We start from the raw sequence: 20553 nt of genomic DNA, 5'->3' as shown, positions 1-20553 counted from the left end.
ACCAGAAACTATGTCGGGCCTTGCGCAATGTCCATGCGCTCCGCGACGCTGCACCTTGTCTATGCGCAATTCATTGCTGTAATTTGCGTTTCAATCGCTTATCTATCGTCCATGACCCGATCCGCCGTAAAAACTCCCGCCGACCAATCGCTTGTCCGTGAAAGCGGTTACGAAGGTCGCGGTCTGAGTTTTATTGCCGAGGAGGCCCCTGAAAACGGCAGTGCAACGGAAGTCGCACCCGGCGTTTTTTGGTTGCGATTCCCGCTGCCAATGCGGGGGCTTAATCACATCAATCTTTGGGCGCTAAAAGATGGTGATGGATGGGTCGTTGTCGATACGGGCATTGGCGATAAAGTAAGCCGGAAGATTTGGGAAAAGCACTTCGTTGACCTTTTGGGCGGACGTCCCGTGAACCGGGTCATTTGCACACACCTCCATCCCGACCATACGGGCTTGGCTGGTTGGCTCTGTCGCAAATTTGGCGCGCCCCTTTTGATGACACGCGGCGAGTATTTTCTCTGTCGTTTGATGGCGGCCGATACCGGCAAAGCTGCCCCTGAAGAAGGTATTCGCTTCTACCGGAAATGCGGGTTTACCGACGATCAAATCGAACTTTATAAAATGCGTTTTGGTGGGTTCGGCAAGGCCATCGCGCCTTTGCCGCAGAGCTATGACCGTTTGGTTAGCGGTGAAATCGGGATGATCGGTGGGAATGAATGGCGCATTATCATCGGGTCAGGTCATTCCCCAGAACATGCGTGTCTGTATTCTGAGTCACTCAATGTCGCGCTGACGGGCGATCAGCTTTTGCCAAATATCAGCTCGAATGTGTCCGTTTGGCCGACTGAACCCGAAGGCAACCCACTGGAAGATTGGATATCATCCTGTCACTTGCTCATTGCGGAGTTGCCCGAAGACGTCTTAGTATGTCCGGCCCATGGTATTCCGTTTCGCGGTGCGCACAAACGGTTGGCAAAGCTCATTGAGCATCATGAAAAAGCACTGGATCGTCTGGCGGAGCATTGTCGTGAACCGCGTCTCGCAACAGGTGTTTATTCCGCCCTATTCCGTCGCAAAATTGATGATAGCAACCGCATCATGGCGGTCGGGGAATCCGTCGCACATTTAAATTGCTTGAAAAATCGAGGCGTTATCAGCCGTCGCTTGAATGATCGCGGGCAGTTTACTTATAAAACGCGTACTGGATGGACAGGTAAGGCGTCAGCTTAGCCGAAAATTTTAAAGAGGCCGAGGGTGCCAAGGGCAATCGCGACAATGGCTAATGTTCCCATGCCATAATAGTAAAAAGCCCGCTTTGCCCGACCAATTTTGCAAAGTTCGTCCTTGGGCATTCCTGATTTCAGCAAATATGTATCAATCAAATTCGTCATAAGTCTCTCACTGTCTGCAAGCGTTATATGTGAATATAGACTGAACGGTCAAGAATCCTGATATCACATGCGCGTGAGAGACGCTCAACCCTTGACTGTTTCTGTAAGTTTAACCTCTGAGGAAGAACCCATAGGCCGGGTTGTCTGTCTCCCGTGCCATCGGATAGCCTGTGCCGCCTAGCTGGGCTTCAAGCGCCCCGATATCATCATCAGCGACATGAAATCCACACAGCACATGGCCCTCGGCCGCGCCATGATTGGAGTAATGGAACAGGGAAATATTCCACCGCGCATCCAGCGTTTCCAAGAATTGCGTCAAGGCCCCGGGGCGCTCTGGGAATTCAAATCGATAAACGGCTTCGGGTTGATTATCACCGCGCCCGCCAACCATGTGGCGTAGATGGCGTTTGGCCAGACGATCGTGAGACAGGTCCGTCACATTGATATTCTGCGCCGCCATATCGGTAATGACCTGCGCGCGATCTGTTAAATCACGCGTCTTTAAACCGACCAAAACATGCGCTTCCGCACTATCGGCAAAACGATAGTTAAATTCCGTCACGGCGCGTTGGCCCAAGGCGCGTACAAAATTGAGGAACGCGCCCGCTTGCTCTGGAATCGTCGCCGCAAAAAGCATTTCTTCGCCAGCACCAAATTCGGCGCGATCGACCATGTGACCTATGCGATCAAAATTTACATTGGCCCCAGAGATCGTGACAACCAAATCTCCATCGGGGGCGTCACCAGATCGAATATGTTTGATAGCTCCGGCTAGGCCGACTGCACCCGCAGGCTCCACAACTGTGCGGGTGGCTTCAAATATATCGCGCACAGCCGCACAAATTTCATCATTCGTTACTGACATGTGTTGATCAACGACTTGGGTGCAGATCTGATAGGTTAAGGCGCCAAATGTGCGCACGGCCACACCATCGGCAAAGCCGTCGACGTTATCTAAGGCGATAGGTCCGCCAGCTTTTAAAGCTGCTCCTAAAGTTTGCGCCCCAGCAGGTTCTACAGCGATGACTTGGGTCTGGGGTGCATGGCGATCGAAATAGGCCCCTATGCCAGAGACAAGGCCGCCACCACCCGTGCAGACATAGACGGCGCTGGGTGTGCGCGGCATCTGCTCTAAAATTTCTTTGCCAACCGTGCCTTGGCCCGCAATGACTTCTGGTTCGTCGAATGGATGTACAAAGACGGCACCGGTCGCATTGGCGTGTGCAATCGCGGCCGCACAGGCTTCGTCGTAATTGTCGCCCGTCAGTCGCGTTGCTGCACCCATGGCTTCAACAGCAGCGACTTTGATTGGCGGGGTCGTGATTGGCATGAAGATGATGGCCTGCGTATCATAGTGACGTGCCGCAGCCGCAACACCCTGCGCGTGGTTACCAGCACTAGCGGCCACGACGCCGCGTGCGCGCTCATCATCATTCAAACCAGAAATACGATTGGCGGCCCCTCTAATTTTAAAGGAGAACACGTCCTGTAAATCTTCGCGTTTGAACCAAATATCGCGGCCCAAAGCCTTGGACAATTTTGGTGCGTATTCCGTCGGTGTACGTCGGGCCAGCCCATAAACCTGCGCCGCATCAATGCGCGCGCACAGATCATCCAAATTTACAGTTGGAGAGTTAGTTTTGGACATATTCCGCGATCCACGCACCGACTTGGGCGGTGCTCAGCGCGCCACCTAAATCGCCCGTTGTTTGCTCTTTCTCCAACGCCGCAGACACAGCGTCTTCAATGGCAGTGGCTTCGGCTTCGAGGCCGAAACTCAGGCGAAGCATCCATGCGGCTGATAGGATCATCGCGAGCGGGTTGGCTTTGCCTTGGCCTGCGATATCGGGTGCGCTGCCGTGAATAGGCTCATACATGCCCATGCCGCCGTCCGAGAGCGACGCCGACGGAATGACGCCCATGGACCCACACAGAACCGACGCTTCATCTGTCAGGATATCGCCAAACATATTTTCAGTCAGAACAACGTCAAAACTCTGGGCATTGGTCAGCATGTGCATCGTCATCGCATCAACAAGCAGGTGTTCTAACTCGACCTCAGGATAGGATTTCGCGACATCGATCACAGCCTCGCGCCACAGGCGGGAGGTTTCCAAGACGTTGGATTTATCAACGCTGGTCACTTTCTTGCGACGTGTCATGGCAAGGTCGAATGCTTTGATCGCAATACGGCGGACTTCGGCCTCGCTATAGCGGCATTCGTCATATGCGCCGCGTTCATCCCGGCCTTTATCGCCAAAATAAATGCCGCCTGTCAGCTCACGCATGACAACAAAATCGACGCCTTCCAGACGTTCGCGTTTCAATGGCGCACGATCGATCAGCGCGGGGTAGGGTTTGCACGGACGGATATTGGCATAGAGGTTCAAATTTTTCCGCAGAGGCAGAAGGGATCCTAGTTCTGGCCGTTCGGCGCCTTTCAAAAAATCCCATTTCGGTCCCCCGACAGCGCCCAGCAGCATGGCGCCCGTGCGTTGACAGGACTCGAAACTCGCATCGGGAAGCGGTTTCAATCCCGCATCAATCGCCGCGCCGCCAATCAGGTGCTCCTCGATGTTAAGGCTATGGCCAAACTTGGTCGCAACCGCATTTAATACCGCGATCGACGCAGCGCCTACTTCAGGGCCAATTCCGTCACCCGGAAGATATGTGAAATGAATCTCAGCCACGTTTTGCCTCATACTCTGCAATCGCATCGGATTGCCCTTGCAGGTAGCCCATCTCGTCTACGCCCTCCATCAGGCAGTGCCGAGAGAAGGCATCAATTTCAAATTTATAGGTCCCGCCATTGCGCGGTAGGCGCACTTCACAGGCGTCCAAATCTACGGTCACTTCCGCGCCGGGATTGTCGAGCAACCATTCGTGTGCGCGTTTTTCGATCACAACTGGCAGGAGGCCGTTCTTCAAACTATTGCCGCGAAAAATATCAGCGATCTCCGAACTAATCACTACACGCAAGCCGTAATCGGTGAGCGACCAAGGGGCGTGTTCGCGTGAGGACCCGCAACCGAAATTATGTCCGCCGACCAGAATTTGGCAAGCCTTCGCCGCGTCGCTATTTAACTGGTGATCTGTTTCCGACCCATCATCATGATAGCGCCAATCATTAAAGGCATGTTTGCCCAAACCTTCGCGGGACGTCACCGTCAGGAAACGGGCGGGAATGATTTGATCCGTATCGATATTCTCCGCTGACAGAACCAATGTTGTCGACGTGATCGTTTTTAGGGGCTGAAAGCTCATGCTGCGGCTCCCAATGTGCGGGCATCAGTGATGACGCCCATGACGGCGGCGGCAGCGGCGGTTTCAGGGGAGGCCAAAACTGTCCGCGCTCCAGGGCCTTGTCGACCAGCGAAGTTACGGTTCGATGTCGACACAACCAGCTCTCCCGGGGCGGCCTTGTCGCCATTCATTGCAATACACATGGAACATCCCGGCTCTCGCCATTCTGCGCCAGAGGCCATGATGACCTCATGCAGGCCTTCGGCTTCAGCTTCGATTTTAACTTGCTCACTGCCGGGTACGACGATGGCTGTCACGTGGTCTGCGACCTTGCGCCCTGCGAGAACGCCCGCTGCGGCGCGCATGTCTTCGATCCGCGCATTCGTGCAGGACCCAATAAAGACGCGGTCCACGCGCAAGCCCGTCATGCGTTCACCGCCAGTGACTTGCATATAATTTAATGCTGCAGCTTCTGTCTCGTCGGCGGCAATCGGAACCAGCGCATCAATCGGCATCGCCATCCCAGGATGTGTGCCATAGGTGATCATAGGGCGGATATCTTCGGCCCGCATGGTGACAACCTTGTCGAAAGTCGCGCCATCATCTGTCGCCAAAGATGCCCAGTCCTCGCAAGCCGCGTCATAGTCAGCAGGTGCGAATTTACGGCCTTCGAGATAATTAAATGTCGTCACATCTGGGGCAATCATGCCACAACGCGCGCCCGCTTCGATAGACATGTTACAGACCGTCATGCGGCCATCCATGCTCATTTCTTCAAAGACATTGCCGCGATATTCCAGCGCATAGCCCGTTCCGCCGCCCACGCCGATTTTGGCGATAATCGCGAGGATAACATCTTTGGGCGTGACGCCTGCTTGCAGCTCGCCATTGACCTCAATCGCCATGGTCTTGGGTTTGCGCATCAGGATAGATTGGTTCGCCAGAACATGCCCGACCTGTGTGGTGCCGATGCCGAAGGCAATCGCGCCGAACGCGCCATGGGTTGAGGTGTGGCTATCGCCGCAGACAATCGTCATGCCGGGCTGTGTCGCGCCCAGCTCTGGACCCATAACATGGACAACGCCGCGGTTGGCCGACTCCCAGCCATGGGTTTCAATTCCGTGCTCGGCGGTATTGGCCAGTAACATTTCGACTTGCTTGCCCGCTTGCTCGGTCACGTAGGGGCGAGAGCCATCTGCGTTAATGAGGGTCGGTGTCGAATGGTCAATCGTCGCCAATGTGCGATCAGGACGCCGTACCTTCAGGCCACGCTCACGCAGAACCGTAAAGGCTTGCGGTGACGTCACTTCATGGATGAGGTGCAGGTCGATATACAGCGTCGCAGGATGCGCGTCCGTCTCGGGCACAACAACGTGGCGGTTCCAGACTTTGTCGAAGAGAGTTTGAGCCATGTTAATGCTGCGCCGCGATGGGGCGGTCCTCTGTGGCGTTTCTGGCTTGGCGGCGTTCGATGCGGTTGATGACGTCGAGATAGGCGAGGGCCGAGGCCAGCACCGTATCCGTATCCGTGCCGCGCCCCTGATAGGTCTCGGCTTCTGTTGCGACGCGCACGGTGGCTTCGGCCATCGCGTCTTTGCCGCTGGAGACAGATGTCACCGCATAATGCTCCAGGTGCATCGGGATTTGCGCGATTTCAGAGATCGCGGCGAAGACAGCGTTCATCGGGCCTTTGGCGCGGCTGACATGTGTTTCCGTGCGGCCGTCTTCATGAGACAGGCGGACAATCGCCTCGGGTTCGCGGTTATTGTCGGACCCTGCGGAAACATAGAGCGAGTCGATAGTCCACGGTCCCTGAACACCAACAGCCTCGCCCAAAACCAAGGCTTCGATATCGGAATCAAAGACTTCTTTCTTGTCGTCGGCCAGTGTTTTGAAGGCGGCGAAAACAGACGCGAGTTGATTGTCGGCCAAAGTGAAACCAAGCTTTTCTGCGCGGGCTTTCAATGCGGCGCGCCCTGAATGTTTGCCCAGCACGAGGTTATCCGTGCTGACGCCAACGTCTTCAGGCTTCATGATTTCATAGGTTTCACGGTTCGCCAAAACCCCGTGTTGATGGATGCCGCTTTCATGGGCGAAAGCGTTCTTGCCAACGATGGCCTTATTGCGCGGCACGGGGTTACCTGTGATGGTCGCGAGCAATTTCGACGCGGCGTAAAGGCCTTGCGTTTCGATGCCCGTGGTAATGCCAAAGAAATCCTTGCGCGTGCGCAGCGCCATCACGACTTCCTCCAACGCGCAATTCCCCGCCCGTTCGCCAATGCCGTTGAGCGCACATTCAACCTGACGCGCGCCACCACGAATAGCCGCGAGGGAGTTGGCCACAGCCAAGCCCAAATCATTGTGACAATGGGCCGAGAAAATAACGTTTTCCGCGCCCTCGACCTGCGTCGTCAAAAACTCGAACAAGTCCTGAATTTCTTCGGGCGTGGTATAGCCGACGGTGTCAGGCATATTGATCGTCGTTGCGCCCGCGCGGATCACGGCTTCGCAGACCGTTTTCATGTAATCGCGTTCTGTGCGGATTGCGTCTTCGCAGGAAAATTCGACGTCATCTGTATAGGTCCGCGCCAGTTCCACGCCCGCCACAGCGCGGCGTAGTATTTCGGCCTTGGACATTTTGAGTTTGAATTCGCGATGCAAAGGACTGGTCGCGATGAACGTATGGATGCGCCCACGTGCAGCCGGTTTCAAGGCTTCGCCGCTCGCACGGATGTCGCCTTCATTGCAACGGGCGAGGGAACACACTACCGAGTCTTTGACTTCCGTGGCGATTGTTTTAATCGCCTCGAAATCCCCAGCGGAGGCAGCGGCAAAGCCCGCTTCCATCACGTCGACTTTCAGGGCTTCCAGCGCTTTCGCCAGACGGAGTTTTTGCCCGCCTGTCATAGAAAATCCAGGCGCTTGCTCGCCGTCGCGTAAGGTTGTGTCGAATATTTTGACGTGGTTCACTTTATCTCCATTCACCCCGCTGAAAAGCGGGGCCCATCATCTTACCTATCAACTCCGTGCTCATTTAGGAGCTGGGTCCCGACTTTCGTCGGGATGATAGGGGTTTGTAATCTAGGCCCGTTCCGCTCTCTTGCGGCGGCCGACTTTTTCTGCACTGACGACATTGTAAAGGCGCTCAAGTTGAAGACAGAGCGTGTCCAAATCATTTGGACCACCTGTATCTTCAACCGCGACGAGCAGATCGAAATCGCCGTCAACGCGTTGCGTACAATGTACATCACGATAGTCATATCCACGGCGCTCGATCGTGCCGAGCGCCCTGATAAGTGTGCCCGAAACATCGTGGAGCACGATTTTCAACTTACCGGATACGCCGGAAGGCACAAAAATTTTATCGCGTTGGAGTTCTTCGGTCATGACATTGCCTCTAAAAACAGCATTAATAAAATTAATGCTGAGAGCACTAATGCGATAATCTGCAGGGTTCTTAAAAACCGTTTTCGCCCTTTTGAATTTTCGCTATCGGTGAAAGCCTCACTTAAAAAAATGACGCCCAAGCTGAAAGCTAACGTGGACTTAGCATCGTTGAATAATTCGTCACTATAAGTGTCTTGAAAAAAGGGGAATAGGAGCAGTACTCCACCCAGGACAATTAGCGCAATAAACTGAATCTTATCGTTACTCACCCTACCGCTCCATCATGTCGGCATTGCTGCGTCCCGGAGGAACGAGCGGCCAGACATTTTCATTGGGATCGATTTTAACATGCATCAGGACAGGGCCATCTGTTGAAAGCAGGCGATCAATGCCTGCATCCATTTCGTCGGCTGTGTTGACGGTGAAGGCGTCAATTTGGAAGGCTTTTGCGACCAAGGCGAAGTCTGGATTATCATCCAAGTTCGTCTCGGAATAATTCTTATCAAAGAACACTTCTTGCCACTGACGAACCATGCCCAGCACGGAGTTATCTAGCAGGACAATTTTCAACGGAATGCCATAGCGATGCAGTGTGGCAAGCTCCTGAATATTCATCATGATCGAGCCATCGCCCGATACCGTAATGACGGTACGTTCAGGTGCGCCAAGTTTCGCGCCGAGGCCTGCTGGTAGGCCGAAGCCCATCGTGCCCAAACCACCCGATGTGATGTGATCTTTCGGCTCATCAAAATAGCAATGTTGCGCAACCCACATTTGATGCTGGCCCACGTCACAGGTGAAGATCGCCGCGGATTCATCTTTGAACATGGCGTCGGCACGGCGCGACAGATCATGCAGCAGCTTTGGCGCATAAATGCCGGGCGAGGCTTTGGCCTGTGCGCCCTCATAATCCCATTCGTGCATCGCGCGGCGCGAATAGCAAAGCTCCGTCCAATCCGAGATGTCAGGGGCAGCCCCGCCATCAAATGGATCCAGCGCGGCGAGGTTTTTCTTGAGGCTGCCGTCCAGACCGACATTCACGCGGCGGAGTTTATTTATCTCCGCAATATCAATGTCCATGTGAATGACTTTGGCGTCGGGCGCGAATGTATCGAGCTTACCTGTCGCGCGGTCATCGAAGCGCGCGCCAACGACGATCAGCAAGTCACATTCTTGCACGGCATAATTTGCGGCGCGCAGACCATGCATGCCCAACATGCCGAGATAGTTCGGGTGATCAGATGGCAGAGAGCCGAGGCCTTTGAGCGTCGACACGCCTGGAATTTGGGTGCGTTCAACCAGCTCTCGTAATTCGGCAACGCCGTCGCCTTGGGCCACGCCGCCGCCAATATAGAACAAGGGTTTTTTGGCCTCACGCATTAACTGTTCAGCCTTTGCAATATCCTCGCTCTGGCCCATTTCAGGTTTTTGTTTCGGATAAGGCCGCCACTTGTGACGATCTGTTGTTAGTGCATTTTGAACGTCTTTTGGAATATCGATCAGCACAGGACCCGGACGACCTTCGGCCGCGATGAAATAAGCTTCGGCAATCATTCCTGGCAAATCTGCAGGGTCGCGCACGATATAGCTATGTTTCACAATTGGCATGGTGATGCCGATGATGTCGACTTCTTGAAACGCGTCTGTTCCCATCAAATTTGTCGGCACTTGGCCCGTGACGAAGACAACGGGAACGGAATCCAAATAGGCATCGGCGATGGCGGTGACGAGGTTCGTTGCGCCGGGGCCAGATGTGGCAAATGCCGTGCCGACTTTGCCTGTCGCGCGCGCGTAACCAATCGCGGCCATGCCGCAGCCTTGCTCGTGACGACACAGGATATGACGTAATTGCGGATAATTCGGCAACTCGTCATAAACAGGCATGATCGCCCCGCCCGGATAGCCAAAGATCAAATCCACGCCTTGCGCGGCAATGGATTCAAGCAGGAGCTTGGAGCCCGATTTGGGCGCGCGGTCTGCGATGATCTCTGTCTCTTGACGATCGAATTGTGTTGCGGTTGTCATTTTATTTCCTGAGCGAGTTGCCCTGCAGCAAAAGCTGCAGGGTTGGTCATTTTACCTTGGGTAAATTGCCCTAATTCACGTCTTTATCGATAATTTTATTCGCCGAAATCCAAGGCATCATGCCACGGAGTTTCGCGCCGACTTTTTCGATCGAGTGCTTTTCCGTATTGCGGCGACGCGCTGTCATACTTGGATAGCCAAGCGCGCCTTCTTGGATGAAGCTCTTTGCGTAATCACCATTTTGGATGTTCTTCAACGCGGTACGCATCGCTTCGCGGGAGCTGTCATTGATGACCGCTTCGCCCGTGACGTATTCGCCATATTCGGCGTTGTTGGAGATCGAGTAGTTCATGTTGGCGATGCCGCCTTCATAGATCAGATCGACGATGAGTTTGGTTTCGTGCAAACATTCGAAGTAAGCGAGCTCTGGCGGATAACCCGCTTCTGTGAGGGTCTCGTAACCCATCTTGATCAACTCAACGACACCGCCGCAAAGCACAGCTTGCTCACCGAACAAATCTGTTTCGGTTTCGTCGCCGAATGTTGTGTGGATAATCGCTGTGCGTCCGCCACCGATGGCAGAGGCGTATGATTTTGCGAGTTCCAAAGCGTGACCGCCATTGGCGTCTTGGGCAACCGCGATCAGATCAGGGATACCGCGGCCGTTTTCAAATTCGTTACGAACCGTATGACCCGGCGCTTTTGGCGCGATCATGATAACGTCAAGATCACGGCGTGGCGCGACCTGTCCGTAATGAATGGCAAATCCGTGACCGAAAGCAAGGGCTGCGCCTTCCTTGAGGTTTGGCTCGATGTCTTCGCGGTAGATGCGGGCTTGCAGCTCGTCTGGGGTCAGAACCATGACAACGTCTGCGCCTTTAACAGCGTCTGCTGTGGCTTTGACCGGCAAGCCATCAGCAATAACTTTTTTGTTAGTGGAGCTGTCAGGGCGAAGGCCCACAACGACCTCAACGCCGCTATCTTTTAGGTTCAACGCATGGGCGCGACCTTGCGAACCATAACCAAGAACAGCGACTTTCTTTTTCTTGATGATCGAAAGATCGCAATCTTTATCGTAATAAATATCGAGTGATGACATGAGAGTGAGTCCTTAGTTTTTCTAATTAGGTGTCAAATGGAAATGAGGTCACGGCGCCCTTAGAGGCAGAGCCGACAAGTTTAGCAAATTTGGCATAAGCGCCAGAGGGGTACTTAGGCTTGGGCGGTGTCCAGCCCTTCGCACGTTCTGCAAGATCTGCGTCGACATTGATGAACTGGGCTTCGACATCGATGGTGATTTTGTCGCCATCGCGCACATGGGCAATCGGCCCACCATGCGCGGCTTCCGGTGCGACGTGGCCAATTACGAAACCATAGGACGCGCCAGAGAAGCGGCCATCCGTAATCAGGGCCACGTGATCGGCCAGATTTTGTCCAACGAGGGCGGCTGTGACGCCTAACATTTCGCGCATACCTGGGCCGCCAGCGGGGCCTTCATTTCGGATGATGACAACATCACCCTTGTGGATGCCATTGTCTTGGACCACGGCCATGCAATCTTCCTCAGATTCAAACACACGCGCTGTGCCTTCGAAGAAAAGCGCGCCATGTCCTGCGAGTTTCACAACGCAGCCTTCAGGTGCAAGATCGCCATACAGAATACCATAACCGCCACGGGATTTAACGGGATCGTCAAAGCAGCGAACAACGTCTTGGCCTTCAGTTTCGACAGAGGCTTCAATTTCTTCGAACAGGCTTTTGCCTGTGACCGTTTTCTGGTCCTCGATCATTTTCTCTGCAACGAGGCGCTTGCCGATTAAGCCCGATCCGCCAGCGGCATATAGGTCAAAGGCCATATATTTCCCGCCTGGCTTCAAATCGCCGATCACAGGTGTTGTCCGCGAAATCGTATCAAAAGCGTCAATGTCAAAGCCGTCGACTTCGGCCTCGGATGCAATCGCCAGCAAATGCAAAATCGCATTGGTGGAGGCCGCCGTGGCGGAGAGCGCAATCGCGGCATTCATCAGGGATTGCTGCGTAATCATTTCACGCGGCAAGCGGTTCTCTTTCACGCAATCAACGACAATTTGCCCTGCGCGGTAAGCACTGGCGTTTTTATCATCGGATACGGCAGGGACGTCATTCGCGCCCATGGGAGACAAGCCGAGGAAAGTCATCGCCATAGCCATAGAGTTGGCGGTGAACTGACCACCACAGGCGCCCGCACCGGGACAGGCGGCTTTTTCTATGTCTTTTAATTCTTCGTCATCAATGATGCCGGCGGCACAGGCCCCCACCGCTTCGAAAACATCTTGTACGGACAGGTCTTTGCCCTTGTGATGGCCAGGCATAATGGAGCCGCCATAAAGGACAACGCCAGGAATATTCATCCGCGCCAGCGCCATGCCCGCAGCAGGGATGGTCTTGTCGCAAGATACCAAGATAATCACACCATCAAGACTGTGGCCTTTGACGGCCAATTCAATGGAGTCTGCGATAACTTCGCGAGACATGAGCGAGGCGCGCATGCCTTCGCTTCCCATAGTGATACCGTCTGATACGGCGATGGAGTTAAAGTCGACAGGTGTTCCGCCTGCGGCACGAATGCCCGCACGGACGGGTACAGCCAATTTGTCGAGATGCATGTTACACGGACCCATGTTGGTCCATGTGTTAAACACAGCGATGATCGGCCCTTCGAAGTTCTCGTCATCCATGCCCGTGGCACGCAACATGGCGCGCGCGGCGGCGCGATCACGGCCTTTGACGATGGCATCACTACGTTTTGTCATACTCAACTCTTTCAGTCCCAATGCCTTTGGTGTCTCAACCAAAGGGGTTCCAAACACAAAAAAACCCGCTTCCTCTCGGAGCGGGTGGTCTGTGTCCAGGATGTTCTCCCTACATACCGCCCGCGCTTCGTCCGATGAGGACGACGACAGATAGAAGCACGAGGAGAATGAGTCCACCAAACATGGCGGCATCGTTCGGAAGCGTCTGTTGACGCGTCGCGACCTTCACTTTGACTTCGTTTCTATCTTGCGGGTGCATGATCTTCCTTAAGCTCATATCTCGTTAACGCGTCAAATGGTTGCCCTCAAGCGAATAATTTGCGTCTTTGCCAAGAATTTTGACCCTTGTGCGGATAATTCTTCCGACAAACTACTGTATATCGGCAAAACCTTTCATCAAATCGGCAAAAAGGTCCCTTTTAGCTTCGATTCCAACCGAAAGGCGAAGCAGACTTTCGCTAATACCAGCTTCACGACGCGCACTTTCTTCCATCCCGCGATGGGTCATCGTCTCTGGCAGGCAGATTAGGCTTTCCACGCCCCCCAAACTTGCCGCGAGTTTGAATAGCTCAAGGGCTTGGCAGAAACGCGTCGCGGCGTCCAAACCGCCCGCAACTTCAAACGACAACATTGCGCCCGGTCCTGCTTGCTGGGCCATGACGATATCGTGGCCCTCATGCGTTTTCAGTCCGGGATAATGCACCGCTGTGACATGGGTTTGTTGCGTCAGATATTGCGCAATCGCTTTTGCATTGGATTCAGCGGCATCTAGTCGTAGCGCGAGGGTTCGCAAACCGCGCAAAGTTTGGTGACAATCAAAGGCGCTGGCAGTCACGCCTGCCGCATTTGCCCACCAAGCCAGCTGTTCAACATGCTCAGGGGATTTCGCAACAACGCAGCCACCAATGATATCACTGTGACCATTGATATATTTCGTCGTCGATTGCAGCGCGATATCTGCGCCAAGGTCGAGCGGTCGCAAACGCAGCGGCGAGAGAAAGGTATTGTCGACAACTGTAATTGCGCCAGCGGCTTTCGCGGCACTGCAGACCGCCTTTACATCCAATATACGCATAAGCGGATTTGACGGCGTCTCGATCATGACCAGCGCGGGGGAACGGGACAAGGCGTCGGCCAAAGCCGCGGCATCGCCTTGATCAACAAACGCCACGCGGATGCGGCCTTGCGCGGCGCGATGGGTCAGCAGGCGATGGGTCCCGCCATAACAATCATGTGGCGCGATCACGAGATCATCGGCGTTGATCAGGTTCAGAACCAGATCAATCGCCGCCATGCCCGATGTCGTCACAACGGCACCCGCGCCGCCATCCATCTCGGTCAGGGCTTCGGCAAGAAAATCTCGGTTGGGGTTGTTGGACCGGCCATAATCATACTCGCGCTTTTCTGACGGACTGGGCCACAGATAGGTGGAGGACAAATAGAGCGGCGGCGCAACAGAGCCATGTGCCGGGTCGCTGCCAATGCCTGCTTGGACGATTTTAGTTTTAGGTTCGGTCATGATTGTGTTTTCTCTCGGCTCTGGTTTCTCAGGGCGAGTTTCTTTTGATTTTGTCTTATGACGCGCCGCGTTTTCCATACCATAAATAGCGCCGTAATTAGCGCGGCAATCGTGCCAACGAAAACACCGTTAGCGACGCCACTCTTGAGGGCATATTTAACCCGTTCCAAAAGCGTTACTTCACTCCAACCTCCTGCCGTTATGAGCAAGACAAAAGCAATCATGCCCGTCAGCACAAAAACTACGAACATGACCTTCGCCCAAAACTGTAGAATTTCGAGCAAGCGTTTCATTTCGTGCGCTTTGAGGTCGCGTTCATATTCCGCCGCGCGAGTTTCTTCTTGTTCGAACGTTCAATTCGCCAGCTTTTCAGCGCCAGCGTAATCGCGAGCAGCGTTCCGAATATCCCGCCAACATACCCACCATATTTGACCGCGATAACGAGACGCTCGCCCCAGCTATAGCCTTCGGCTTCACTGCCCACGACGAAAAGGATCAAAATCAAGATCGTCGAGACAATCCAAATGAAGGCTACGCAGCGGATGACAAGCCAGAGGAAATGAAGTGATGATTTCATTTTAAACCAGTCCTGCGCAAAAGGCGCTCAAACGCGGTTCCATTGCGTCATATTCTTTGAGAAACGCATCATGCCCGTAAAGAGAGGTAAAGGTGAACAGCTCGGACGGTCCAGATAGACGATCTCGCAGTTCTCGCATATCTGGCAGTGGCGCGAGCTGATCCGATATTGCCGTCATTAACAGCGTCGGGGTCGAAATGCTTTCGGGCTCTACGCGGTGCAGGTCGACAGACTCTGAGAGCGCCAAAAAACGTCGGGCATCCATATTGGCTGCAAAGACATCACCGCGACTGCCGAGGTAATCACAAATATCGAATTGGATGGGATCAGACGAAGTTTCGGTCAGGCTGAAACGATCCGCAAACTCTTCGGGCGTGCGATAGGTCGTCATAGCCAATTCGCGCGCAAGTTTGAGGCCCGCTTCTGGATTGCCAGCATCCAATCCCAACCGCACAACACGCCGCTGAATGCCGCGCCAACCAACGCCAATTGGATAGGGCCGATGGGCTGCGCCGATCACGCAAAGCTGTCCGATCATCTCTGGGTAATCGCGCGAAAAGGCGAGACCGCACATACCGCCATAAGAACTGCCGATCAGGGCGGCGACTTTCGAAATGCCTTGGCTCTCAAGGAGCGCTTTGATGCGGCGAGCTTGGTCCGTCGTTGTAATCGTTTCGGGACAAGCTTCACCGCCATCGTTCGGCGCGAAATCATAACCGATGACTTTAAACCTGTTCAGATCAATCGCGCCGCCTTCACGGACTAAACGCGACCACCACCCTCTATTATTTCGGCCTTGCTTATGGGTGGGGGCGTCACAGACAAAGCGCGTTGCAGAAATTCCGCCCAAAACTAGAACAATAGGGCCATCCGGATTGCCATAGACCCGCCCATGCACAACATCGTCCACGAGATCGCACCCGCGTTCTAATGTGTGCGTTCCCAGAACGGCTTCTATTTCATGACCTAACGCCACGCTTTACCTCGTCATGTTCAGTGCGAGCGTAAAAGGGGAGGGTAAGCGGGTAACCGCTCTAATCCTCATCTTCGCCGCTTGCACACAAGCTGCAGGATTTGGCACCGTCCGCCTTTACCTGAAGAGATAAGATTGGGGTTGCCCCGACATCGCAGGGCCTGTCCCTCCGTCGGTCTTGATGATGTCACGCATATGCGCGTGTCATGGCGATGCGTCAAGATTAGAAAGGGTCTTAACTATCCGTTGTTCCCTTCGCCCAGATAATTGCCATGAACAGGCCTTTCATCGGCGGCAGCGCGATAAGAGAAATCACGGTTGCGATTCCGCAGAGGATGGAGATCAGTTGCCAATTTGGCATATCCGTCTGCCAGAAAAAGAAATGCCAGACTAATACGGTCACATGCGCCGCAATCGTCATCGCCGCCCAAGCCGGAGCCAAGTCGGCGCGCACATGTCCCCACGCTTGACCGCAATTAGAACAGTGTTCCACAGGTTTCAGGTAAGCGCGAAAGAGTTTGCCCTGACCACAGCGGGGGCAGCGCAACTTCATCCCGCGCCATAGGCGCGGGCGGATTGATCCATCCTGTGGCAAAGGCCCGAAATCGGGTTTGTTGGAATTATTTTCCATGTCTGGGGTCACTTTCCCTGCGGGTCTCGGATTGACTCATGCGACGTCCACGCCTAGCCCGCGTTCTTTCTAACACGAGAGCCGAACATGCCCGTTCCCGTTATTGTCCTGAATTTTGGCCACAGCGTTCTTAAATCGCTAGAGGACTACACCCAGGCCGCATCCGAAATCTACCGTCATTATCGACAGGGACAAAATGTCGTCGCTGTGACCTCTGCCCAAGGCGATCAAACAGATGTCTTGATGGCCGAAGCGCGCCAAATCGGGCCTGAAGGTGAGGCCAAGAATTTACCAGAGCTTCTTCAGCTCGGCGAACGTCGTTCGGCGGCTTTGCTCGCGCTGGCTCTGGAACGTATCGGCGCCCCCGCTTTTGTCCGCCAAGCGCGGGATTTGGGGCTAACAGCTGAAGGGTCCTTCACGGAGGCACGGTTGACGGGATTGGATACAGACCAGCTTCTGCAAGACCTGAAGGATCACGATATTGTTGTCATGCCAGGCTTCGTTGCCATTGGCGAAAAAGATCGCGCGGTTCTGCTGGGTGATGGTGGGGCCGATTTGACCGCACTTTATGTTGCCAACCAGCTGGGTGTCGAAGCGGTGTTGTTGAAAGACGTCAACGGCATTTACGAAGTTGACCCAAAGTCCAATCCAAACGCCGCTCGCTATGAAGAAATTTCCTGGGATGACGCCACGCGCGTCGCTGGGCCATTGGTTGCGCCGCGTGCGCTGGGCTTTGCCCGCAAAGAACAAGTGCCTTTCCGCGTCGGGACTCCGGGCTTGCCGTCCTACACCCGCGTGGGGACAGAAACAGGTGCGATGAAATCTGCGCCAAAGCCAAAGAAACTCCGTGTCGCGATGATGGGCCTTGGGGTTGTCGGCGGGGGTGTTTTCCGCCGCGTGGCCGCGCATGCGGATCAGTTTGAGATCGTAAAGATCATGGTCCGCAGTCCTGAAAAATATATTGATCAAGGCTACAAACCCGAAATTCTCACGACAGAATTCGATGACCTTTTGGCGGCGAAGCCCGATATTTTCATCGATGTGTCAGGCGGCGTCGAACCCGCATTGGCGCATTCCAAGGTCATGCTTGCGCGGGGCATTCATGTCGTCTCAGCGAACAAGCAAGCGATCGCGGCCGGCGGCCAAGACTTGATGGACTTCGCTGTTGACCATAACGCCCAACTTCGTTTCTCCTCGGCTGCGGGTGGTGGTATGCCTGTGTTGGAAATGTGCTTGCGCGAGAAGGGCCGCATTACGCGCGTCCAAGCCCTACTCAATGGTACGACCAACTATATGCTCGATGAAATCGGCAAAGGCCGCCGCTATGCAGAAGCTCTGAAAGACGCGCAAGATAAAGGCTTCGCAGAAGCCGACCCAACCGCCGATGTTGGCGGTGCCGATGCAGGCGCGAAAATTCGCTTGATTGCAATGCTCGGCTTTGGCGAGACTATCGGTTTGGACGACATCCCCCTCGACAGCATTGCGGACTTTAATCCAGAAACGCCCGCCAAAGGCGCGTGGAAGCGCATTTCAACGCTCTGGCGGGATAAGAATGGGTTCTCCTCGGCGCTAGAACTCAAAGACTTGTCCAAGAACAACTTCTTGGCGCAAGCCGATGGCGAGGAGGCGCATGCGGTCTTTGATTTCGACGATGGGGATCAATATCGCATTCGGGGCAAAGGCGCGGGCCGTTGGCCGACAACTGAATCCGTAATGGCGGATTTGTTCGACATTTCGGCGACGACGCTGACATAAGGTCGTCAGGCAAAACCTGCTGAGTTTTTGAACGGAATAAAACTGCACTGTTGTGCAACGACTTGCGATGGTGTCTCGTATGTAGACTATGGCAAATCAAACTTCCGATCTAAAACCTGTTCTTGTCTGGCTGCGTCGCGATTTGCGACTTGCCGACAACCCCGCGCTACACACGGCTGTGGAGAGTGGGAAACCACTCATCCTGCTCTATATCAAAGAGACAAATGCTGCGCGCGAGACGGGTGGCGCGTCAGGGGTTTGGCTGCATCATTCCCTCACGGCTCTATCCAAAGACATTGAGCTTAAAGGCGGATGTTTGGTTTTACGCTCTGGGGAGGCGGCAGAAATCCTAGACGACATCATCGAGCAAACAGGCGCAGACGAGATCCACTGGAACCGCCGCTACGAAGGATGGGCGCGGGACGTTGATGCCGCCATCAAGACTGATCTCAAAAACCGCGGGATAAAGGTCGAAAGCCACAAGGCTAATCTGTTGATTGAACCTTGGGAGGTTGAGACAAAGACAGGCGGATTCTACAAAGTCTTCACGCCATTCTGGCGGGCGGCGAAATCCGTCTTTACCGTCGATGAGCCGCTATCTGCGCCCGAGGAAATCAAACCCTTCGCGGGCGATCTTGATTCTGATGATCTGGCGGACTGGGGTTTACTGCCGACGGATCCCGATTGGGGCTCTAAAATGATGGCCCTGCATAGTCCCGGAGAGGCAGGCGCGGCGGATCGGTTAGCTTCATTCCTTGATGGACCGGTCGAGGATTATGCGGAACAACGTGATCGCCCTGATGATGAAAACGGGACATCGCGTTTATCACCGCATTTGGCTTTCGGCGAAATTTCGCCGCGTCAGATTTGGACGGCAACCAAAAATAATTATTATGTTTCTGACAAATTCCTAACGGAAATTGGGTGGCGGGAATTTTCCTACACACTGCTGTTTTATAACCCGCAGCTTGCCAGTGAAAATTACAAATCCGATTTTGATAAATTTGAATGGGCCTCTGATGAGGCCAAAGTCGAAGCGTGGCGTCATGGCCAAACGGGCTACCCTTTCGTTGATGCGGGTATGCGAGAGCTGTGGCAAACAGGGTGGCAACATAATCGTGTCCGGATGGTTTGTGCATCATTCCTGATTAAACATTTATTGACGGATTGGCGTGTGGGGGAAGCTTGGTATTGGGATACATTGTTAGAGGCCGACCCTGCGTCGAACGCTGCCAGTTGGCAGTGGGTGGCAGGATCAGGCGCGGATGCTTCGCCCTACTTCCGTATCTTCAACCCATTCAGCCAAGGCGAAAAATTTGATAAAAATGGCGATTACGTTCGGAAATATCTGCCCGAACTCAAGAATTTGCCGAACAAATATCTCAACCAACCTTGGACGGCGCCAGCGGAGGTCTTGGCAAAAGCCGGTGTGAAGCTAGGCGAAACCTATCCAAAACCCGTTGTCGATCACAAAGCGGCCAGAGAACGCGCGCTTGCGGCTTACAAAGAAAGCCGAGCATAAGCCGGTCTCTCACGTGTCTGTGAGAAAACGTCATTGGAACCGTTCTGCACTTTGAAGGATGAAGCGACTATGAAATATTTAATCACCGCCATATCACTGATTTCTCTCGCGGCCTGCGCGCCAGCGCAATCGTCCGAGACACCCGCCTCCGATGCGGCAATGGTCGCGCAGACAACGGGCCCGCAGGCGCCTTTCAAATCAGTCCGCACAGACGGGCTCGAAGAGATGATCGTTGCGGGTGGATGCTTCTGGTGCGTGGAATCAGATTTTGAAAAACTCGAAGGCGTGCGCGAAGCGATCTCTGGCTATACGGGCGGGACGCTGGACAACCCAACCTATAAAAAGGTTGGGACAAATCGCACAGGCCATTTTGAGGCTGCCAAAATTATCTATGACCCTGCCGTCATTTCTTATCGTGAATTGGTTGATTACTATTGGAAGACAATCGACCCGACCGATAGTCGCGGCCAGTTTTGCGATAAGGGCGAAAGCTATCTCTCGGCTATTTTCACGACGCCAGAACAACGCGCCGACGCCGAAGCCTCACTCGCGCAGATCAAAGCCACCAAACCTTTTTCGGCAGATATCGTAACGCCGATCCTGCCCGCCGTTACATTTTATGACGCGGAAGATTATCATCAGGACTATTACAAGACGAACGCGCTGCAATATAAATATTATCGCAATGGCTGTGGTCGCGATAGGACGCTGGCAAAGCTTTGGGGCGATAAATAAGGG

At 54.1% G+C, this 20553-nt stretch carries 21 protein-coding genes and 1 riboswitch; of the genes, 4 read left to right on the top strand and 17 right to left on the bottom strand.

The window, feature by feature from the left end; all coding sequences use genetic code 11:
• The first annotated feature begins 27 nt into the window (after positions 1–27).
• Positions 28–1230 carry an MBL fold metallo-hydrolase gene (locus IE073_RS12990; protein ID WP_233350083.1) on the top strand — a complete coding sequence of 401 codons (1203 nt, stop codon included), beginning with the start codon at positions 28–30 and terminating at the stop codon, positions 1228–1230.
• Here IE073_RS12990 and IE073_RS12985 read toward each other — a convergent pair.
• The 17 genes from IE073_RS12985 to IE073_RS12905 all read right to left on the bottom strand — a co-directional run bounded on the left by IE073_RS12985 (position 1227) and on the right by IE073_RS12905 (position 16538).
• A complete protein-coding gene (locus tag IE073_RS12985; protein ID WP_189586897.1) occupies positions 1227–1391 on the bottom strand; it encodes a hypothetical protein in 165 nt (54 codons plus the stop codon). The genes IE073_RS12990 and IE073_RS12985 overlap by 4 nt on opposite strands.
• Positions 1392–1500: 109 nt before the next feature.
• Entirely contained in the window at positions 1501–3039 is a 1539-nt protein-coding gene (ilvA, locus tag IE073_RS12980) for a threonine ammonia-lyase, biosynthetic (protein WP_189586895.1), read from the bottom strand.
• Positions 3026–4081 carry a 3-isopropylmalate dehydrogenase gene (gene leuB / locus IE073_RS12975; protein WP_233350081.1) on the bottom strand — a complete coding sequence of 352 codons (1056 nt, stop codon included), beginning with the start codon at positions 4079–4081 and terminating at the stop codon, positions 3026–3028. Before leuB ends, ilvA begins: the two co-directional genes overlap by 14 nt.
• Entirely contained in the window at positions 4074–4655 is a 582-nt protein-coding gene (gene leuD, locus IE073_RS12970; protein ID WP_189586892.1) for a 3-isopropylmalate dehydratase small subunit, read from the bottom strand. The genes leuB and leuD overlap by 8 nt, the downstream gene beginning before the upstream one ends.
• Positions 4652–6046, bottom strand: coding sequence for a 3-isopropylmalate dehydratase large subunit (gene leuC / locus IE073_RS12965; protein WP_189586890.1), 1395 nt, complete (start codon positions 6044–6046; stop codon positions 4652–4654). Before leuC ends, leuD begins: the two co-directional genes overlap by 4 nt.
• A 1-nt stretch (position 6047) precedes the next feature.
• A complete protein-coding gene (locus IE073_RS12960; RefSeq protein ID WP_233350079.1) occupies positions 6048–7604 on the bottom strand; it encodes a 2-isopropylmalate synthase in 1557 nt (518 codons plus the stop codon).
• Positions 7605–7715: 111 nt separating this feature from the next.
• A complete protein-coding gene (locus IE073_RS12955; RefSeq protein WP_189586886.1) occupies positions 7716–8021 on the bottom strand; it encodes an ACT domain-containing protein in 306 nt (101 codons plus the stop codon).
• Complete coding sequence (locus IE073_RS12950; RefSeq protein WP_189586884.1) at positions 8018–8290, bottom strand: hypothetical protein; 273 nt, start codon at positions 8288–8290, stop codon at positions 8018–8020. The genes IE073_RS12955 and IE073_RS12950 overlap by 4 nt, the downstream gene beginning before the upstream one ends.
• Before the next feature lies 1 nt (position 8291).
• The gene (gene ilvG, locus IE073_RS12945; RefSeq protein WP_189586883.1) at positions 8292–10046 is read right to left on the bottom strand and encodes an acetolactate synthase 2 catalytic subunit; all 1755 of its coding nucleotides are present in this window, start codon (positions 10044–10046) and stop codon (positions 8292–8294) included.
• A gap of 70 nt (positions 10047–10116) precedes the next feature.
• A complete protein-coding gene (gene ilvC, locus IE073_RS12940; RefSeq protein ID WP_189586881.1) occupies positions 10117–11145 on the bottom strand; it encodes a ketol-acid reductoisomerase in 1029 nt (342 codons plus the stop codon).
• A gap of 25 nt (positions 11146–11170) precedes the next feature.
• A complete protein-coding gene (gene ilvD, locus IE073_RS12935; RefSeq protein WP_189586879.1) occupies positions 11171–12838 on the bottom strand; it encodes a dihydroxy-acid dehydratase in 1668 nt (555 codons plus the stop codon).
• A gap of 109 nt (positions 12839–12947) precedes the next feature.
• Complete coding sequence (locus tag IE073_RS12930) at positions 12948–13115, bottom strand: hypothetical protein (RefSeq protein WP_233350077.1); 168 nt, start codon at positions 13113–13115, stop codon at positions 12948–12950.
• 93 nt (positions 13116–13208) lie between these two features.
• Positions 13209–14357 (bottom strand): cystathionine gamma-synthase, encoded by a 1149-nt coding sequence (gene metB / locus IE073_RS12925; RefSeq protein ID WP_189586875.1) that lies wholly within the window; start codon positions 14355–14357, stop codon positions 13209–13211.
• A complete protein-coding gene (locus IE073_RS12920) occupies positions 14354–14650 on the bottom strand; it encodes a hypothetical protein (RefSeq protein ID WP_189586873.1) in 297 nt (98 codons plus the stop codon). Before IE073_RS12920 ends, metB begins: the two co-directional genes overlap by 4 nt.
• Entirely contained in the window at positions 14647–14934 is a 288-nt protein-coding gene (locus IE073_RS12915) for a hypothetical protein (protein WP_189586871.1), read from the bottom strand. The genes IE073_RS12920 and IE073_RS12915 overlap by 4 nt, the downstream gene beginning before the upstream one ends.
• Before the next feature lies 1 nt (position 14935).
• Positions 14936–15910, bottom strand: a complete 975-nt coding sequence (metX, locus tag IE073_RS12910; protein ID WP_189586869.1) for a homoserine O-succinyltransferase MetX — start codon at positions 15908–15910, stop codon at positions 14936–14938.
• Between the two features lie 62 nt (positions 15911–15972).
• Positions 15973–16095, bottom strand: a riboswitch (SAM riboswitch).
• Between the two features lie 47 nt (positions 16096–16142).
• On the bottom strand, positions 16143–16538 hold the full coding sequence (locus tag IE073_RS12905) for a DUF983 domain-containing protein (protein ID WP_189586867.1): 396 nt from the start codon (positions 16536–16538) through the stop codon (positions 16143–16145).
• Between the two features lie 87 nt (positions 16539–16625).
• On the opposite strand from IE073_RS12905, the gene IE073_RS12900 reads away from it, so the two are divergent.
• The 3 genes from IE073_RS12900 (at position 16626) to msrA (ending at position 20550) form a co-directional block, all read left to right on the top strand.
• Entirely contained in the window at positions 16626–18293 is a 1668-nt protein-coding gene (locus IE073_RS12900) for an amino acid kinase family protein (RefSeq protein ID WP_189586865.1), read from the top strand.
• A gap of 88 nt (positions 18294–18381) precedes the next feature.
• Positions 18382–19815: a cryptochrome/photolyase family protein gene (locus IE073_RS12895; RefSeq protein ID WP_189586863.1), complete on the top strand. Its 1434-nt coding sequence runs from the start codon at positions 18382–18384 to the stop codon at positions 19813–19815.
• Positions 19816–19884: 69 nt separating this feature from the next.
• Positions 19885–20550: a peptide-methionine (S)-S-oxide reductase MsrA gene (msrA, locus tag IE073_RS12890; protein ID WP_189586861.1), complete on the top strand. Its 666-nt coding sequence runs from the start codon at positions 19885–19887 to the stop codon at positions 20548–20550.
• The last annotated feature ends 3 nt before the right edge of the window (positions 20551–20553 follow it).

Origin of the sequence: Litorimonas cladophorae, from assembly GCF_014652455.1 — a bacterium.
Taxonomy (GTDB): domain Bacteria; phylum Pseudomonadota; class Alphaproteobacteria; order Caulobacterales; family Maricaulaceae; genus Litorimonas; species Litorimonas cladophorae.
Note: the sequence above shows the minus strand (reverse complement) of the source record. Positions and strands in the feature narration are given on the sequence as shown.

Excerpts from the sequence above, each read along its gene's own strand:
- IE073_RS12990 (WP_233350083.1), top strand. The coding sequence starts at position 28 with ATGTCCATGCGCTCCGCGACGCTGCACCTTGTCTATGCGCAATTCATT.
- IE073_RS12985 (WP_189586897.1), bottom strand. The coding sequence starts at position 1,391 with ATGACGAATTTGATTGATACATATTTGCTGAAATCAGGAATGCCCAAG.
- ilvA (WP_189586895.1), bottom strand. The coding sequence starts at position 3,039 with ATGTCCAAAACTAACTCTCCAACTGTAAATTTGGATGATCTGTGCGCG.
- leuD (WP_189586892.1), bottom strand. The coding sequence starts at position 4,655 with ATGAGCTTTCAGCCCCTAAAAACGATCACGTCGACAACATTGGTTCTG.
- leuC (WP_189586890.1), bottom strand. The coding sequence starts at position 6,046 with ATGGCTCAAACTCTCTTCGACAAAGTCTGGAACCGCCACGTTGTTGTG.
- IE073_RS12955 (WP_189586886.1), bottom strand. The coding sequence starts at position 8,021 with ATGACCGAAGAACTCCAACGCGATAAAATTTTTGTGCCTTCCGGCGTA.
- ilvG (WP_189586883.1), bottom strand. The coding sequence starts at position 10,046 with ATGACAACCGCAACACAATTCGATCGTCAAGAGACAGAGATCATCGCA.
- ilvC (WP_189586881.1), bottom strand. The coding sequence starts at position 11,145 with ATGTCATCACTCGATATTTATTACGATAAAGATTGCGATCTTTCGATC.
- ilvD (WP_189586879.1), bottom strand. The coding sequence starts at position 12,838 with ATGACAAAACGTAGTGATGCCATCGTCAAAGGCCGTGATCGCGCCGCC.
- IE073_RS12930 (WP_233350077.1), bottom strand. The coding sequence starts at position 13,115 with ATGAGCTTAAGGAAGATCATGCACCCGCAAGATAGAAACGAAGTCAAA.
- metB (WP_189586875.1), bottom strand. The coding sequence starts at position 14,357 with ATGACCGAACCTAAAACTAAAATCGTCCAAGCAGGCATTGGCAGCGAC.
- IE073_RS12920 (WP_189586873.1), bottom strand. The coding sequence starts at position 14,650 with ATGAAACGCTTGCTCGAAATTCTACAGTTTTGGGCGAAGGTCATGTTC.
- IE073_RS12915 (WP_189586871.1), bottom strand. The coding sequence starts at position 14,934 with ATGAAATCATCACTTCATTTCCTCTGGCTTGTCATCCGCTGCGTAGCC.
- IE073_RS12905 (WP_189586867.1), bottom strand. The coding sequence starts at position 16,538 with ATGGAAAATAATTCCAACAAACCCGATTTCGGGCCTTTGCCACAGGAT.
- IE073_RS12900 (WP_189586865.1), top strand. The coding sequence starts at position 16,626 with ATGCCCGTTCCCGTTATTGTCCTGAATTTTGGCCACAGCGTTCTTAAA.
- IE073_RS12895 (WP_189586863.1), top strand. The coding sequence starts at position 18,382 with ATGGCAAATCAAACTTCCGATCTAAAACCTGTTCTTGTCTGGCTGCGT.
- msrA (WP_189586861.1), top strand. The coding sequence starts at position 19,885 with ATGAAATATTTAATCACCGCCATATCACTGATTTCTCTCGCGGCCTGC.